The organism is Streptococcus infantis ATCC 700779, assembly GCF_000187465.1.
Taxonomy (GTDB): domain Bacteria; phylum Bacillota; class Bacilli; order Lactobacillales; family Streptococcaceae; genus Streptococcus; species Streptococcus infantis.
Genome location: NZ_GL732439.1, coordinates 1,261,265 through 1,277,228, shown reverse-complemented (window position 1 = coordinate 1,277,228; position 15,964 = coordinate 1,261,265). Strand labels below are relative to the sequence as shown.

Annotated in this window: 12 protein-coding genes; 10 read left to right on the top strand and 2 right to left on the bottom strand. The window is 41.3% G+C overall.

The genetic code is table 11. The features are described from left to right. The first annotated feature begins 10 nt into the window (after positions 1-10). The 9 genes from HMPREF9423_RS08665 to HMPREF9423_RS08625 all read left to right on the top strand — a co-directional run bounded on the left by HMPREF9423_RS08665 (position 11) and on the right by HMPREF9423_RS08625 (position 11,195). Positions 11-2,401 (top strand): primosomal protein N', encoded by a 2,391-nt coding sequence (locus HMPREF9423_RS08665; RefSeq protein ID WP_006148942.1) that lies wholly within the window; start codon positions 11-13, stop codon positions 2,399-2,401. A gap of 11 nt (positions 2,402-2,412) precedes the next feature. Continuing rightward, positions 2,413-3,348, top strand: a complete 936-nt coding sequence (gene fmt / locus HMPREF9423_RS08660) for a methionyl-tRNA formyltransferase (RefSeq protein ID WP_006148941.1) — start codon at positions 2,413-2,415, stop codon at positions 3,346-3,348. Further along, positions 3,341-4,654, top strand: a complete 1,314-nt coding sequence (gene rsmB / locus HMPREF9423_RS08655) for a 16S rRNA (cytosine(967)-C(5))-methyltransferase RsmB (protein WP_006148940.1) — start codon at positions 3,341-3,343, stop codon at positions 4,652-4,654. Before fmt ends, rsmB begins: the two co-directional genes overlap by 8 nt. A 15-nt stretch (positions 4,655-4,669) precedes the next feature. Then, positions 4,670-5,407 carry a Stp1/IreP family PP2C-type Ser/Thr phosphatase gene (locus HMPREF9423_RS08650; protein WP_006148939.1) on the top strand — a complete coding sequence of 246 codons (738 nt, stop codon included), beginning with the start codon at positions 4,670-4,672 and terminating at the stop codon, positions 5,405-5,407. Continuing rightward, complete coding sequence (pknB, locus tag HMPREF9423_RS08645; RefSeq protein ID WP_006148938.1) at positions 5,404-7,290, top strand: Stk1 family PASTA domain-containing Ser/Thr kinase; 1,887 nt, start codon at positions 5,404-5,406, stop codon at positions 7,288-7,290. The genes HMPREF9423_RS08650 and pknB overlap by 4 nt, the downstream gene beginning before the upstream one ends. Positions 7,291-7,376: 86 nt before the next feature. Next, on the top strand, positions 7,377-8,135 hold the full coding sequence (locus HMPREF9423_RS08640) for a threonine/serine exporter family protein (protein ID WP_006148937.1): 759 nt from the start codon (positions 7,377-7,379) through the stop codon (positions 8,133-8,135). 1 nt (position 8,136) lies between these two features. After that, positions 8,137-8,586 carry a threonine/serine exporter family protein gene (locus HMPREF9423_RS08635; RefSeq protein ID WP_006148936.1) on the top strand — a complete coding sequence of 150 codons (450 nt, stop codon included), beginning with the start codon at positions 8,137-8,139 and terminating at the stop codon, positions 8,584-8,586. A gap of 162 nt (positions 8,587-8,748) precedes the next feature. Further along, a complete protein-coding gene (locus HMPREF9423_RS08630; protein WP_006155513.1) occupies positions 8,749-9,921 on the top strand; it encodes a hydroxymethylglutaryl-CoA synthase in 1,173 nt (390 codons plus the stop codon). Next, complete coding sequence (locus tag HMPREF9423_RS08625) at positions 9,921-11,195, top strand: hydroxymethylglutaryl-CoA reductase, degradative (RefSeq protein WP_006148934.1); 1,275 nt, start codon at positions 9,921-9,923, stop codon at positions 11,193-11,195. Before HMPREF9423_RS08630 ends, HMPREF9423_RS08625 begins: the two co-directional genes overlap by 1 nt. 40 nt (positions 11,196-11,235) lie before the next feature. Here the strand turns inward: HMPREF9423_RS08625 and HMPREF9423_RS08620 are convergent, their stop codons facing one another. Together HMPREF9423_RS08620 and HMPREF9423_RS08615 are read right to left on the bottom strand one after the other, a co-directional pair. Then, positions 11,236-12,201 (bottom strand): LacI family DNA-binding transcriptional regulator, encoded by a 966-nt coding sequence (locus HMPREF9423_RS08620; protein ID WP_006148933.1) that lies wholly within the window; start codon positions 12,199-12,201, stop codon positions 11,236-11,238. Then, complete coding sequence (locus HMPREF9423_RS08615) at positions 12,182-13,636, bottom strand: sucrose-6-phosphate hydrolase (protein ID WP_006148932.1); 1,455 nt, start codon at positions 13,634-13,636, stop codon at positions 12,182-12,184. Before HMPREF9423_RS08615 ends, HMPREF9423_RS08620 begins: the two co-directional genes overlap by 20 nt. Positions 13,637-14,000: 364 nt before the next feature. Here HMPREF9423_RS08615 and HMPREF9423_RS08610 point away from each other — a divergent pair, with 364 nt between their 5' ends. After that, the gene (locus HMPREF9423_RS08610; protein ID WP_006148930.1) at positions 14,001-15,893 is read left to right on the top strand and encodes a sucrose-specific PTS transporter subunit IIBC; all 1,893 of its coding nucleotides are present in this window, start codon (positions 14,001-14,003) and stop codon (positions 15,891-15,893) included. The last annotated feature ends 71 nt before the right edge of the window (positions 15,894-15,964 follow it).

Genomic DNA, 15,964 nt, shown 5'->3' with positions numbered 1-15,964 from the left:
AGGTGAGGATATGGCTATTGCAAAAATCATTGTGGATGTTCCCTTAATGCAGACAGACCAGCCCTATAGCTACAAGATTCCAGAGGAATTTGAAGGGATGCTGGAAGTTGGTATGCGGGTTCATGTGCCTTTTGGGAAGGCCGATCGCTTGATTCAAGGGATTGTTCTTGGAATGGAACAAAAATCGGAAATGGCAGATGAGGACTTGAAAGAAATTGCTGAGGTGCTGGACTTTTCTCCTGTCTTAACGGAGGAACAACTCTGGTTGGCCGAAGAACTACGTAAGTCAGTTTTTTCATACAAGATTTCAATTCTAAAAGCCATGCTTCCAGGATTTTTGAATTCTAGCTATGATAAAATCCTCTATCCTCTGGAAGGCTTGAGTCAGGAGGACAAGGAGCGTTTATTCGGTTCGCAAGAGTCCTTAGCATTTTCATCTCTAGACTTAGAAAAGCAGGCCGAGATGATGCGATTGACTCGCAAAGGACTTTTGAAGTTAGAGTATCAGGCTATAGACCAGAAGAAGGTTAAAACACAGTCTTGGATTCAAGTGAATCTTGACAAATTAGAAAAGCTAGAAATCTCAAACCGTGCCAAGAAGAAATTGGAACTGCGAGATTATTTATTAGCACATCCAGAAAGTACTCCTTTGGCTGCTTTGTTAGAACATTACTCACGGGAACAAGTCAACTTCTTTGTGGAGCAGGGTGCTTTGACGATTCTTCAAAAGGAAGTTCAACGTTCAGCTACCTACTTTGAAGGAATCGAGTCAAATCAAGCCTTAGAGTTAAACCCAGAGCAAAAACAAGCCTGTGAGGCGGTTGTTGGTGCGATTGGTAAGAAACATCCTCCCTTTCTGCTACAAGGAATCACTGGAAGTGGGAAAACTGAGGTTTATCTGCAGATTATCCAAGGGGCCTTGGATATGGGGAAAACAGCGATTGTTCTAGTTCCGGAGATCTCTCTGACACCTCAAATGACAGAGCGCTTTATTGCTCGTTTTGGTGAGCAAGTTGCCATCCTCCACTCAGGCTTGTCCAACGGTGAAAAGTATGATGAGTGGCGCAAGGTGGAGCGTGGAGATGCTCAGGTAGTTGTTGGGGCCAGGTCTGCTATTTTTGCACCTTTGAAAAATCTAGGTGTTATCATTATCGATGAAGAGCACGAGGCAAGCTATAAGCAAGACAGCAATCCTCGTTACCATGCTAGAGATGTGGCTCTTTTACGAGCTCAGTACAATCAAGCTGCCCTAGTCCTTGGTTCTGCAACACCGAGTCTAGAAAGTCGTGCGCGTGCTGGTAAGGGTGTTTATCAACATCTACGTCTGACTCAACGGGCCAATCCTTTAGCAAGTATTCCTGAGGTTCAACTGATTGATTTCCGTGATTACATCGGGCAGAATGAAACATCAAATTTTACACCACCACTGATTGAGGCAATTCAAGATCGACTGGATAAAAAAGAGCAGGTTGTTCTCATGCTCAATCGTCGTGGTTATTCTAGCTTTGTCATGTGCCGGGAATGTGGGACCGTGGATACCTGTCCAAACTGCGATATTTCCTTGACGCTGCATATGGATACTAAGACTATGAACTGTCATTATTGTGGTTTTACGAAGGAAATTCCACATGTCTGTCCAAACTGTCAGAGTCGTAGCATTCGCTATTATGGAACGGGGACACAGAAGGCTTATGATGAGCTAGCGGAACTCTTTCCAGAGGCACGCATTCTACGCATGGATGTGGATACAACTCGTAAAAAGGGCAGTCACCAAGCTTTACTTGAACAATTTGGCAATGGTGAAGCGGACATATTGCTAGGAACCCAGATGATTGCCAAGGGCTTGGATTTTCCAAATGTGACCTTGGTTGGTGTTCTCAATGCGGACACAGCCTTGAACCTGCCTGATTTCCGTTCTTCTGAGAGAACCTTCCAACTCTTGACCCAGGTGGCAGGTCGCGCCGGTCGTGCTGAAAAGGCAGGTCAGGTTTTGATTCAGTCCTATAATCCTCAGCATTATGCCATTCGGTTCGCCAAGGATCAGGACTACGAAGGTTTCTATGCCTATGAAATGGGCATTAGACGTCAGTTGGGTTATCCACCTTATTATTTTACTATTGGAATCACCTTATCTCATAAAAAAGAAGAAGAGGTTCTTAGACGTGCTTATCAAGTCATGGAGATTTTGCGGTCAGGTTTATCGGATGCTAGTGTAATTCTAGGTCCGACGCCAAAACCTATCGCTCGTACTCATAACCTCTACCACTACCAAATTTTGATTAAATACCGTTTAGAAGATGAGTTGGCTTCTACCCTTAATCAGGTCTTAGCCCTAACTCAAGAACGTGAAAATAGCGAACTTCGTCTCAGTATTGACAACGAACCGCAACAATTTTTATAGAAGGAGAAAAGATGACAAAACTAATCTTTATGGGAACTCCCAATTTTTCAGCAACTGTTTTAAAGGGGCTTTTGTCAGATGACCGCTACGAGATTGTAGCGGTTGTAACGCAGCCAGATCGTGCGGTTGGACGTAAAAAAGTTATCCAGGGAACCCCAGTGAAACAAGCTGCCAAAGAGGCAGGCCTACCTATCTACCAACCTGAAAAATTATCAGGTAGTCCAGAAATGGAAGCTATCATTAATTTGGGAGCTGACGGGATTGTGACTGCAGCTTTTGGACAATTTCTCCCAAGTAAACTCCTTGATAGCATGGATTTTGCAGTCAATGTTCATGCTTCGCTTCTTCCAAAGCACCGTGGTGGAGCTCCTATCCATTATGCCTTGATTCAAGGTGATAAAGAAGCAGGAGTAACCATTATGGAAATGGTCAAGGAAATGGATGCAGGGGACATGATTTCTCGTCGCAGTATTCCCATTACTGATGAGGACAATGTTGGAACTTTGTTTGAAAAATTGGCCATTGTTGGGCGTGATTTGCTTTTGGATACTCTACCTGCTTATATAGCTGGTGAAATTCAGCCTCAATCGCAAGATCCAAGCCAAGTAACTTTCTCACCAAATATTAAACCAGAGGAAGAAAAATTGGACTGGAACAAGACCAACCGTCAACTTTTCAACCAAATCCGTGGGATGAATCCATGGCCAGTTGCTCATACCTTCCTCAAGGGAGAACGCTTCAAAATCTATGAAGCTCTGCCTGTAGAAGGTCAAGGAACTCCAGGTGAGATACTCTCCATCGGTAAGAAAGAATTGATTGTCGCAACAGCAGAAGGGGCTCTATCTCTCAAACAGGTTCAACCAGCAGGAAAACCTAAAATGGACATTGCTTCCTTCCTCAACGGTGTTGGACGAAGTTTGGCTGTAGGAGAACGATTTGGTGACTAAAGTAGAAACAGCTAGAAACTTAGCCTTAAAGGTGCTAGAGGATGTCTTTGTCAATCAAGCCTACTCCAATATCGCCTTAAATAAACACCTCAAGGGAAGTCAACTGTCAGCAACTGACAAAGGTTTGGTGACTGAGCTTGTTTATGGAACCGTAGCTCGTAAACTAACTTTAGAATGGTATTTGTCTCACTTTATTGAGGATAGGGACAAGCTAGACAGCTGGCTCTATATTTTGCTTCTCATGAGCGTCTATCAACTCGAGTATTTGGATAAGCTTCCTGATCATGCAGTGGTCAATGAATCGGTAGAAATTGCAAAACTTCGTAAAAAAGGTAGCGAAAAACTGGTTAATGCAGTCCTTCGCCGTATATTGCGAGAAGGTTTGCCAGATATTGCCAGTATCAAGCGTAAGAACAAGCGTGATTCTATCGCCTACTCTTTGCCAGTGTGGTTAGTTTCTAAGCTCAAGGAAGAGTATGGAGAAGAGCGAGCGCAAGCAATTTTTGAAAGTCTACTCCAGCGTAACAAAGCCAGTATCCGGGTGACAGATTTGAGTCGAAAAGAGGAAATCAAAAAAATGCTTGATGCAAGTGATTCTGCTTTATCAGCTTCTGGTCTGGTCAAGGAGCAGGGGCATTTTGCGGGTCATGACTTATTTTCGGAAGGACTTATTACTATCCAGGACGAGTCTAGTCAACTGGTTACTCCAACTCTTGATTTACAAGGAGAGGAACAGGTTTTGGATGCCTGTGCAGCTCCAGGTGGGAAAACAGCCCATATGGCCTCTTATCTCACGACAGGTCAGGTAACAGCTCTGGATCTCTACGACCATAAACTCACTTTGATTCAAGAGAATGCAGAGCGTCTAGGCGTAGCAGACCGTGTTCAAACACAAAAATTGGATGCCCGAAAGGTTCACGAGTTTTTTGGTAAGGATCAATTTGATAAGATTCTTGTTGATGCCCCATGCTCAGGAATTGGTCTATTGCGTCGGAAACCAGATATCAAATATAACAAAGACACTGCTGATTTCGCGTCATTACAGGAAATTCAGTTGGAAATATTAGGTAGTGTTTGTCAAACGCTACGTAAAGGTGGTATAATAACTTATAGTACCTGCACTATTGTCTCTGAGGAGAACTTTCAAGTGGTTCAAGCATTTTTAGAAAGTCATCCAGAGTTCGAGCAGGTTAAACTAGAACACGAATGCAAGGATATCCTAAAAGATGGCTGCATCCTCATTACTCCAGAATTGTACGGAAGTGATGGATTCTTTATTAGCCAATTTCGTAAGATATCCAATTAGGAAGGAACTGACACAATGGAGATTTCATTATTAACAGATGTGGGTCAGAAACGTACAAATAATCAAGACTATGTCAATCTTTTTGTCAATCGTGCCGGTCGCAAGATGATTATCTTGGCTGATGGGATGGGAGGACATCGAGCGGGTAATATTGCCAGTGAGATGGCAGTTACGGACTTAGGTGTTGCCTGGGTAGATACTCATATTGATACCGTTAATGAAGTTCGTGAATGGTTTGCAGAACACCTAGAAATTGAAAATCAAAAGATTTATCAATTGGGACGTGATGAAGCATATAAAGGAATGGGTACAACTCTAGAAGCACTTGCAATCATTGATAACCAAGCCATCTATGCTCATATTGGTGATTCTCGTATCGGCTTGGTTCGTGGAGAAGAGTACCAACAATTAACGAGTGATCATTCATTAGTCAATGAGTTGCTCAAGGCAGGTCAATTAACACCTGAAGAAGCTGAAGCGCATCCACAAAAAAATATCATTACCCAGTCTATTGGACAAAAAGATGAGATTCAACCTGATTTAGGAATTGTAAGTTTGGAACCTGGTGACTATATCGTTATGAACAGTGATGGTCTCACGAATATGATTTCAGGAAGTGAAATCTATGACATCGTGACAAGTGATATTTCACTTGAAGACAAGGCGGCAACCTTAGTACGTTTTGCAAACAATGCCGGAGGGCTTGATAACATTACTGTTGCCTTGATTGCGATTGAGGAGGAATCGAAATGATCCAGATCGGCAAGATATTTGCCGGACGATATCGGATTATCAAACAAATTGGTCGTGGTGGGATGGCAGATGTCTACCTGGCCAAAGATTTGATTCTGGATGGGGAAGAGGTAGCGGTGAAGGTCCTGAGGACCAACTACCAAACGGATCCAATCGCTGTTGCACGTTTTCAGCGTGAAGCACGTGCGATGGCGGACCTAGATCATCCTCATATCGTTCGAATTACGGATATCGGTGAAGAAGACGGTCAACAATATCTAGCTATGGAATATGTAGCTGGGCTTGACCTCAAACGTTATATTAAAGAACACCACCCTCTATCAAACGAGGAAGCTGTTCGTATCATGGGGCAAATTCTCTTGGCTATGCGTTTGGCGCATGCAAAGGGGATTATTCACCGTGATTTAAAACCTCAAAATATACTCTTGACTCCTGATGGAACCGCAAAAGTTACTGACTTTGGGATTGCAGTGGCCTTTGCAGAAACCAGTTTGACACAGACCAACTCCATGTTGGGTTCTGTTCACTATCTATCACCTGAGCAGGCGCGTGGTTCTAAGGCGACCATACAGAGTGATATTTATGCAATGGGAATTATCTTTTTCGAAATGTTGACAGGTCATATTCCTTATGATGGAGATAGTGCTGTGACCATTGCACTTCAGCATTTCCAAAAACCACTTCCTTCTGTCATTGCAGAAAATCCATCAGTACCACAATCCTTGGAAAACGTGGTTATAAAAGCGACAGCTAAAAAGTTAACAGATCGTTATCAAACTGTCTCAGAGATGTATGTTGACTTATTGAGCAGTCTTTCTTATAACCGTCGAAATGAATCAAAACTGGTATTTGAAGATACAAGTAAAGTTGACACAAAAACCTTACCGAAAATTTCACAGTCTACTTTAACAGCGATTCCTAAAGTGCAACCAAAGGAAGAAAGTCCTCAGAGCCAAAAGCCGACTCAAAAGGCAACTAGTAAAGAAACTGTTGCAAAACCAGTCAAGAAACGTCGTTTTAAAGCGAGGTATTTGGTGCTTTTAGCTAGCTTTATACTTGTTTTGGCTTCTCTCTTTTGGATAGTATCCAAAACACCAGCAACTGTTGAAATTCCAAATGTTGCAGGACAAACTGTAGCAGAAGCTAAGGAAAAACTTAAAAAAGCTAATTTTGAAATTGGTGAGGAAAAGTCTGAAGCTAGTGATACGGTAGAAGAAGGCCGAGTGATTCGAACGGATCCAGATGCTGGTTCGTCTCGTAAAGAAGGTATTAAAGTTAATCTTATTATCTCTTCAGGTCAGCAATCATTTAAGATTGGAAATTATATTGGACGCAATTCTACAGACGTCATTGCAGAGTTGAAAGGGAAAAAAGTTCCTGAAAATCTCATCAAGGTTGTAGAAGAAGAATCAAGTGAAACAGAGGCAGGACTTGTTATGAGACAGAGTCTGCCAGAAGGAACCACTTATGATCTTAGTAAGGCGACAGAGATTACCTTGACAGTAGCCAAGAAGGTAACTAGCGTTCCTATGCCAAGTTATATTGGATCAAGCCTTGAATTTACCAAGAATAACTTGATTCAGATAGTCGGTGTTAAAGAGGCGAATATTGAAGTGGTAGAGGTTTCTACAGCACCAGAAGGGACTGTTGAGGATACTGTAGTTAGTCAAAGTCCAAAACCAGGTGAAGGTGTAGATTTGAATACAACTCGTATCAAAATTTCTATCTACAAACCGAAAACAACAACAACGACAACAAATCCTTCACAAGGAAATCCATATCGTGGAGAGACATCACCACAGATTAGAGAACCTCAAACTACGACAGCACCGTCATCTCCGTCATCGAATAATCAGTCGGAGAACCATAATGGTGAGAACTAATCAATCTTTGTCACAGTTTTTGTGACAAAGATTTTTTTTCCTTAAAATTTATGATAAAATAAAAGAAGTTTAAAAAGGAGGGGAACATGGACGAATCAAAAAAACTGAATGCAGTCATTGATGTCATTATGTTAGCAGGAACAATTCTGCTTCGCAATGGATCTGAAATCTATCGTGTCGAAGACACCATGATTCGAATTGCTCATTCACAAGGCATCATGGATTGTAATGTTTTGGCCATGCCTGCAGCTATTTTTTTCTCCATTGAAAATACAAATATCTCTCGAATGAAACGAGTAACCTCCTCTGCTTATAATATTGAGAAGGTGTGTGATGTCAATCAGATTTCACGGCAGCTTGTATCAGGGCAGCTTGATTTGGAGACAGCCTTTATTCAACTTAAGCAATTAAATGCTAAGGCATCTCCCTACACCAATATTCAGCTAACTGCTGCAGCGACCCTTAGTGCTCCCTTCTTCTCGATCATGTTCGGGGGGAATGTCTACGATGCCATTGGTGCAGGAGTGGCAACCATATTTGCTTTCACCTGTTCTCTTTATGTAGAAAAATTTATCCGTATTCCCTTTATGACAGCTTTTGCTGGTGCCCTTGTCTTTGGTTTGATTGCACAATTTTGGGCGCGCTATTCTGGTTTACCGTCTACAGCTGATTTGGTCATTGCAGGTGCGGTCATGCCTTTTGTACCGGGAATTGCTCTGACTAATGCTGTTAGAGATATTATGACCAATCACATTAACTCTGGTATGAGCAAGATGTTTGAATCCTTGCTGGTTACCCTTGCCTTAGGGGCAGGCACCTCTGTCGCCCTCTTACTCATGAATTAATATGACTCTAACAACATTTTTATTGCAGGCTCTAGCTAGTCTGCTAGCTATTATCACTTTTTTAATCGTTTTAAACGTCCAACGTTCTATGCTCATTCCTGGTGGAGTTTTGGGAATGTCAATCTGGCTGCTCTATCTAATACTCAAGGAGCCAACCAATGTTATTTTGGCGACCTTTATTGCCGCTGTAATTGGTTCTTGTATCAGCCAGATTATGAGTATCCTCTACAAAACTCCAGCCGTTGTGTTTGCTTTAGCGATTTTAGCTCCGCTGGTACCAGGGTATCTCTCTTATCGAACGACTTCATTTTTTGTGACAGGCGACTATAGAAACGCCATTGCCAGTGCAATGTTGGTGATGATGTTGGCCCTTGTTATTTCAATAGGAATGGCAAGTGGGACAGTTGTACTGAAGTTGTATCACTATCTCAAAAAGAATCGAGCTAGCTAAGTCTCGATTTTTTCGTGGGTAGAGTGGTTGAAAGAACATGAGTACGACGATAGAAATGAACTTGATTTGGGGAATCAAGTCTTTTTTCGCTCATTTGACCTCAATTATGATAAAATAGAGGTGAACGAATTTTTACAATGAATGATAAAAATAGAGGTAAATATGAAAATCGGTATTGATAAGATTGGTTTTGCGACCAGTCAATACGTTTTGAAATTACAAGATTTAGCAGAAGCTCGAGGAACTGATCCTGAAAAATTGAGTAAAGGACTCCTTTTAAAAGAATTGAGTATTGCTCCTTTAACAGAGGATATTGTGACCTTGGCTGCCAGTGCAGGAGATTCTATTCTGACTGAAGAAGAGAAGCAAGAGATTGATATGGTTATCGTAGCGACAGAATCTGGAGTCGATCAAAGTAAGGCGGCTGCGGTTTTTGTACACGGTCTACTTGGAATTCAACCTTTTGCTCGTAGTTTTGAAATCAAAGAAGCTTGCTATGGTGCAACTGCGGCCCTTCACTATGCTAAGTTACACGTAGAAAATTCTCCTAAATCAAAAGTCTTGGTACTAGCTAGTGATATTGCAAAATATGGTGTCGAAACTCCTGGGGAACCAACTCAAGGAGCAGGTTGTGTTGCTATGTTGATTAGTCAAAATCCACGTGTTATGGTCTTCAACAACGATAACGTTGCGCAGACTCGTGATATCATGGACTTTTGGCGTCCAAATTATTCAACGACACCATTTGTAAATGGAGTCTACTCAACACAGCAGTATTTGGATAGCTTAAAAACGACTTGGGAAGAGTACCAAAAGCGTTATGATTGCGACTTGAATGATTTTGAAGCTATTTGTTTCCATTTGCCATATCCAAAGCTAGCTCTCAAGGGATTGAAAAAAATTCTTGATAAATCTCTACCCCAAGAGAAAAAAGATTTACTTCAAAAACACTTTGATGAGTCCATTATTTACAGCCAAAAGGTTGGAAATATCTATACAGGTTCACTCTTTTTAGGACTCTTATCTCTTCTCGAAAATTCTGATAGTCTCAAAGCAGGGGACAAGCTAGCTCTCTATAGCTACGGAAGTGGTGCTGTATCTGAGTTCTTTAGTGTAGAATTGGTTGAAGGCTATGAACAGCAATTGCAGAAAAATCGCTTAGAATTGCTAGACCAGCGTCAAGCATTGAGCGTAGCTGATTATGAACGAATCTTCTTTGAGGAAGCAAACTTGGATGAGTCCGGTTCTGCAACCATGTCAGGCTATGAAGGACAGGACTATGCTCTGGTTGAGATTGTAGAACACCAACGTCGCTACAGCAAGGTTGAAAAATAATGAAAAAAAATTGGAATGGATTTGCTAAAAAATCAATTCAAGAGCGCCTTGAGTTCGTTAAGTCTCAGGCGCTTACTTCTATGGAAGCCCAAGAAAGTCTTGAGCAAAATGAAAATCTTAGTATAGCAGTTGCGGACCAACTGAGTGAAAATGTAGTGGGGACTTTCTCACTACCCTACTCAGTAGTGCCAGAAGTGTTGGTAAATGGTCAAGAGTACACAGTTCCTTATGTGACCGAAGAGCCATCTGTCGTTGCTGCAGCTAGTTTTGCTAGTAAGATTATCAAACGTGCGGGTGGTTTTACTGCTCAGGTTCATCAACGTCAAATGATTGGTCAGGTAGCTCTTTATCAGGTTCCAGATAGGGATAAAGCATGCCAGGCTATTTTGAGTCAGAAAGCAGAGCTACTCGAACAAGCAAACCAAGCCTATCCATCTATTGTCAAACGTGGTGGTGGAGCCAGAGGGCTAACAGTTGAGAAAATTTCTGGTGACGCTGACTTTTTAGTGGTTTATCTCCATGTGGATACTCAGGAAGCCATGGGAGCTAATATGCTCAATACCATGCTTGAAGCTTTAAAACCAAGTCTAGAGGCTTTAAGTCAAGGGCAAAGTTTAATGGGAATTCTATCCAACTACGCAACAGATTCTCTAGTAACTGCAACTTGTCGGATTGCCTTTCGTTATTTGAGTCGCCAGAAGGATGAAGCGCGTGAACTAGCTGAAAAAATGGTTTTAGCCAGCCAGTTTGCTCAAGCAGATCCTTATCGAGCAGCTACTCACAATAAGGGAATATTTAATGGGATCGATGCTCTCTTGATTGCGACAGGAAATGATTGGCGTGCCATCGAAGCAGGAGCGCATGCCTATGCCAGTCATGATGGTGTTTATCGAGGTCTCAGTCGTTGGACGATGGATTTGGAAACAGAAGAGCTAATAGGAGAGATGACTATGCCGATGCCAGTTGCTACCAAGGGTGGATCAATTGGTCTTAATCCTCGTGTAGTTCTCAGCAATGAGTTGCTAGGTCATCCATCAGCTAAGGAATTGGCTCAAATTATCGTGTCAATTGGTCTTGCACAAAACTTTGCCGCTCTTAAAGCTCTTGTCAGCACAGGAATTCAGCATGGACACATGAAACTTCAAGCGAAGTCACTGGCCCTCCTTGCAGGAGCCACAGAGGCTGAAGTGCCTAAGTTGGTAGAAAGCTTGATTGCTGAAAAAACCTTTAATTTAGAAAAAGCCCAAACACTCTTGAAAAAATTTAGATCATAAGAAAAAAACTCAGACGAATTCAGTCTGAGTTTTCTTGTGCTTAAATACTTTTACCTGGTAAGAGACTAACTGGCAAGAAATAACCAGTAGTAGCAACCTCTTTGCCTTCAATTTTTTGCAGTAGCAAATCAACTGTCAGGCGAGCAATTTCTTCCATAGGTTGTTTAATGGTAGTGAGGTGAGGATAGAAATTCTCAATGAAATAAGTCCCGTCATATCCGATCACCTTGAGTTGTTCAGGCACAGAGATACCAAGTTCCTGGGCAATCTTAATAACCAAAATAGCAGTCAAATCATCAGAGGCGAAAATAGCATCTGGTTTTTGTTTGGTCAAGATATTTTTAATTTCCATTTCTTTTCGAAGGGGTGAAAAGTCACTGGAAACATTGATAATAGGAGCCTTTGGTAAGATTGAAGCAAAACCAGCATGACGAAGTCCAGTTGGTGAATTGGAATTGTCATTTCCTGTAATCATGATAATAGATTTGGCTCCAGTTTTAGCCAGAGTCTGAGCGGCTAGGACACCACCAGCATAGTTGTCAGAAGAAACGACAGGTATGTCTGGTGATAGGTTACGGTCAAATGAAATGATCGGAGCGGTTACGCGATTGTAATCCTCAATCCCAAGGTTATGACTTCCCGAAATGATGCCGTCCACCTGGTTGGCTTCTAACATTTCGATGTATTCACGTTCTTTTTCTGAATCATGCTCACTATTACATATGATAGTCTTGTAACCTTTTTTGAAGAGTTCGTGTTCCAATTTGTCAATCAATTCAGCATAGAAAACATGGCTGATTTTAGGGAAAATCAAACCGATTAACTTGGCAGATTTACCTTGAAGACTGCGAGCTAGGTTGTTGGGTTTATAGCCCAGCTCACGCATAGCATCATTAACCTTTTGAATGGTTTTTTCTGACAGATACCCCTTTTTGTTGATAACACGTGAAACAGTAGTAGGGCTGACGCCAGCTAATTTTGCGACATCAGTTAGTTTTGCGACCATATTCTAATTCGTAGTATGTTCCAGTTGGGTTTCCAGATTTAATGAAGATTCCATTTTGATCCGCATGAGGGAAGACACGACCAGAAAATACCTTTTCTCCTTTATTGATAAAAATTTCAAAGACTGAGTTGTCGATGAAGATATTGACAGTAGTTGCTTGATTAGTAACTGAGCAAGAGCGAGTAGTTCCAAATTCTTGAGCATATTGCTCACCTGCTTGACTGCGGTCAACAGTAACTTGGCCATTGACAAGGTCAAAATTGATAGATAGCGCCTTGCCGTCTTTATCAGCAAGAAGGACGATTTCACTTTGGCTATTAGCCTCTAAGTTTAGTTCAAGTTCGTAGGTGTTCTTAGTTTCAGAACGATTTGAAAATTCCTCTTTTGAAGCACGGAGTTCTTTGATAGCAGCTACAGGATACTGATAGAGTTTTCCATCTTTGATTGTAAGTTCCTTGACTAATGAGAAGGTTCCTTGATGATCGAAACGGTCAGATGGATAAGAAACATCTGGTAACCCAAGCCAGCTGACTGCTAGGGCACGTCCATCAGGAGCGTTAAAGGCTTGAGTAGCATAGGCTTCAAATCCATAATCAAGATTGTGTAGTTCAGACACATCTACCATGCGCGCATTTTCTGGGTCAAAGGAAGCGCCGATTTTATACATATTTGGATAAATGTTGTCATAGTCAAGAACCTTTTTATCCAAACCTTGTGGGCAGTAAAGAAGGACAGGCTGTTCTCCGACAAAGACTAGATTTGGGCACTCCATCATATAGGCAGTGCGGTCATTGTTGAAGTCCAAATTACCAACTTCTTGCCAGTTTGTGTAGTCGTTGTCTACAGCCTTGTAGAGACGGATAAATCCTTTTTTCTCCAAGTCCTGTCCACCAACGATGGCGTAGTATTGTCCTTTAAAGTTAAAAATTTGCGGATCGCGGAAATGGTCAGTAGCGTCAGTAGGTTGGTCAATCAAGATTTTATCAATCTTTTCAATCTTTCCATCCTTGTCCACTAAGGCACCAATCTGGTAAGGATGGCGAATCCAATTTTCATCACGAACATTACCTGTATAAAATAGGAACAAGTTATCGCCAAACTGCATGGCAGATCCAGAGTAAGCACCGTGGCTATCCAGAGGAGTATCAGGTAATATTTTTACACCTGTTTCAGTAAAGTGAACCAAGTCGTCGCTTTCAAGCTGAACCCAAGATTTCAAACCGTGAGCTGCACCAAAGGGGAAATTTTGGTAAAAAACAATCCATTTGCCATCGAAGTAAGAAAAACCATTTGGATCATTAAGGAGTCCTTCTTTTGGCTCAATGTGATAGCTGACGTGCCATGGGGATTGTGCCATCTTTTCTTGGATTTCTTTTCTTTCTTCTTGTGTCCAATCTTCATAGCGTCTATAACGACGCTCGGTAGTCCATTCCATTTATATTCCCTCCATAAATTCTACTATCTTTATAGTAAACGTTTCCTTATAAAAAAGCAAGTCTTTTATCATAAAATTAAGAAAAAAATGTCAAACGATTGACAGATATTTAGGAGCCTATTTTTATGAAAATCAATGAAAATGTGAAAGTTTTTAAAAAAATACACATAAAAACACGTAGGGACAGGCGTTTTTGAGAGAATTTTATCAAAAAAGTAGCAAAAACTATCAAAAATTTTAACAATCAAAAAACTTTTTCTGCAAAACGCTTGACATATTTTTGAAAGATGATAAAATAATACTCGTAGGGCGAATAAATCGCTTTCAAACAAGAACAAATTTTTTTATAAGGAGATTTTTGCAAATGACCAATACAGAAATTGCAAAAAAAGTCATCGAAGCCTTGGGTGGACGTGAGAACGTCAACAGTGTAGCTCACTGTGCGACTCGCCTCCGTGTGATGGTAAAAGATGAAGCGAAAATTAATAAGGATGCTATCGAGAACTTGGAAAAAGTTCAAGGTGCTTTCTTTAACTCAGGTCAATACCAAATCATCTTTGGTACTGGTACAGTAAACAAGATGTACGATGAAGTCGTAGCTCTTGGTTTGCCAACATCTTCTAAAGAAGATATGAAAGCAGAAGCTGCTAAACAAGGGAATTGGTTCCAACGTGCCATCCGTACTTTCGGTGACGTCTTCGTTCCAATCATTCCAGCAATCGTAGCAACTGGTCTTTTTATGGGACTTCGTGGTTTTTTGGCTTCGCTTGGATACACACTTCCTAATGATTTAAATGTTTACTCACAGATTTTAACGGATACAGCTTTTATTGTATTGCCAGCTCTGGTTGTTTGGTCTACCTTCCGTGTATTTGGTGGTAATCAAACAATCGGTATTGTTCTTGGTATGATGCTAATTGCAGGTCAATTACCAAATGCCTGGGTTGTAGCTTCTGGTGGGGACGTAACTCCAACTATTTTCTTTGGCTTTATTCCAGTTGTTGGTTTGCAAGGGTCCGTTCTTCCAGCCTTCATCATCGGGGTTGTCGGAGCTAAATTTGAAAAAGCTGTTCGTAAAGTGGTTCCAGAAGTTTTGGATCTTTTGGTAACACCATTCGTAACACTTTTAGTAATGTCAATTCTCGGACTCTTCCTTATTGGACCAATCTTCCACGTAGTTGAGGAGTACATTTTAGCAGGTACTCAAGCCATCCTACATTTGCCATTTGGACTTGGAGGATTCTTGATTGGTGGAGTTCACCAAGTAATCGTTGTATCTGGTGTTCACCATATCTTCAACTTCTTAGAAGCTAAACTAGTAGCTGCAGGAGCTAATCCGTTTAATGCTATTATTACAGCTGCTATGACTGCTCAAGGTGCTGCAACTGTAGCCGTTGGTGTGAAAACTAAAAATCCTAAATTGAAAGCTTTGGCTTTCCCTGCTGCTCTTTCTGCCTTCCTTGGTATTACTGAGCCTGCTATCTTCGGGGTAAACTTGCGTTACCGTAAACCATTCTTCCTTTCATTGATTGCTGGTGCTATTGGTGGTGGATTGGCATCTATCCTTGGACTTGCTGGTACTGGTATGGGTATTACTATCATTCCTGGAACTTCTCTTTATGTTGGTAATGGACAACTTCTACAATATCTTCTTATGGTAGCTGTATCATTTGCACTTGGTTTTGCTCTTACTTACATGTTTGGTTACGAAGATGAAGTAGAAGAGGTTGCAGGAGCAATTTCTGAAGCTGAAACTGACCGTTTAACAGAAGAAGCAGTAACTGGTACTATTGCTTCACCTAGCGAAGGTACAATCCAAACACCAATCGTTGGTGACGTTGTTGCTCTTTCAAATGTGAATGATCCAGTATTCTCAAGTGGAGCTATGGGACAAGGTATCGCTGTAAAACCAAGTGAAGATGTTGTTTACGCACCAGCTGATGCTGAAGTGACAATTGTCTTCCCAACAGGACATGCATATGGCCTAAGAACTGCTAACGGTGCTGAAATCTTGATCCACGTTGGTATCGACACTGTTTCAATGAACGGTGAAGGCTTCAACCATAAAGTTGCCCAAGGTGACAAGGTTAAAGCTGGAGATGTTCTTGGAACATTTGACTCAGCTAAGATTGCTGCTGCAGGTCTGGATAACACTACTATGGTTATCGTAACAAACACTGCAGACTTTGCTTCAGTAAATCCAGTTGCTTCTGGATCAGTTGCTAAGGGTGACGCAGTCATTGAAGTTAAAGCTTAATAAATCAAAAAACGAACAAATGTCATGTTTGTTCGTTTTTGATTGAATGGTAAAATTTACAGAGGAAAATC

What these genes read in the sequence shown, in the direction of transcription:
- HMPREF9423_RS08665 (WP_006148942.1), top strand. Translation starts at nt 11, where the DNA reads ATGGCTATTGCAAAAATCATTGTGGATGTTCCCTTAATGCAGACAGAC.
- fmt (WP_006148941.1), top strand. Translation starts at nt 2,413, where the DNA reads ATGACAAAACTAATCTTTATGGGAACTCCCAATTTTTCAGCAACTGTT.
- HMPREF9423_RS08650 (WP_006148939.1), top strand. Translation starts at nt 4,670, where the DNA reads ATGGAGATTTCATTATTAACAGATGTGGGTCAGAAACGTACAAATAAT.
- pknB (WP_006148938.1), top strand. Translation starts at nt 5,404, where the DNA reads ATGATCCAGATCGGCAAGATATTTGCCGGACGATATCGGATTATCAAA.
- HMPREF9423_RS08640 (WP_006148937.1), top strand. Translation starts at nt 7,377, where the DNA reads ATGGACGAATCAAAAAAACTGAATGCAGTCATTGATGTCATTATGTTA.
- HMPREF9423_RS08635 (WP_006148936.1), top strand. Translation starts at nt 8,137, where the DNA reads ATGACTCTAACAACATTTTTATTGCAGGCTCTAGCTAGTCTGCTAGCT.
- HMPREF9423_RS08630 (WP_006155513.1), top strand. Translation starts at nt 8,749, where the DNA reads ATGAAAATCGGTATTGATAAGATTGGTTTTGCGACCAGTCAATACGTT.
- HMPREF9423_RS08625 (WP_006148934.1), top strand. Translation starts at nt 9,921, where the DNA reads ATGAAAAAAAATTGGAATGGATTTGCTAAAAAATCAATTCAAGAGCGC.
- HMPREF9423_RS08620 (WP_006148933.1), bottom strand. Translation starts at nt 12,201, where the DNA reads ATGGTCGCAAAACTAACTGATGTCGCAAAATTAGCTGGCGTCAGCCCT.
- HMPREF9423_RS08615 (WP_006148932.1), bottom strand. Translation starts at nt 13,636, where the DNA reads ATGGAATGGACTACCGAGCGTCGTTATAGACGCTATGAAGATTGGACA.
- HMPREF9423_RS08610 (WP_006148930.1), top strand. Translation starts at nt 14,001, where the DNA reads ATGACCAATACAGAAATTGCAAAAAAAGTCATCGAAGCCTTGGGTGGA.